The organism is Lysinibacillus sp. UGB7 (assembly GCF_049058285.1).
Classification (GTDB): Bacteria; Bacillota; Bacilli; order Bacillales_A; family Planococcaceae; genus Lysinibacillus; species Lysinibacillus sphaericus_B.
The window spans coordinates 1-329 of sequence record NZ_JBMGUV010000131.1 but is presented as its reverse complement, the minus strand read 5'-3'; the positions used below and the strand labels follow the sequence as shown (position 1 = coordinate 329).

The window sequence follows — 329 nt, the reverse complement described above, 5'->3', positions numbered from 1 at the left end:
TGGACAAAATAGCCTACACTGCTTTAGATCCGAATTGGGGATGGGTGGTAAGTGCAAGTAGCAATATGAAGTCATTTAATCATGGAATTAACTTAATCCAACAGACAATCATGATTACACTTGGCATGAGTATTTTGATCGGAATAATAGTTATATTTTTATTTTCCAGACATTTAGCAATTCCAGTTCAACTCATCACTGAAAGTGTGCAAAAGATTGCTAAACAAGATTTATCTTTTAACGATATTAAAGTTAAAAATAAAGATGAGTTGGGTGATTTAGCTAGTGGAATAAATAGGATGACTACAAGTTTAAGAGAAATTATTCAG

The 329-nt window shown here is 31.9% G+C and carries 1 protein-coding gene; it reads left to right on the top strand.

Annotated features, from left to right (window positions below; translation table 11 throughout):
- The coding region (locus ACOMCU_RS28380; RefSeq protein WP_421052328.1) for a HAMP domain-containing protein at positions 1-329 on the top strand (329 nt) is incomplete at both ends.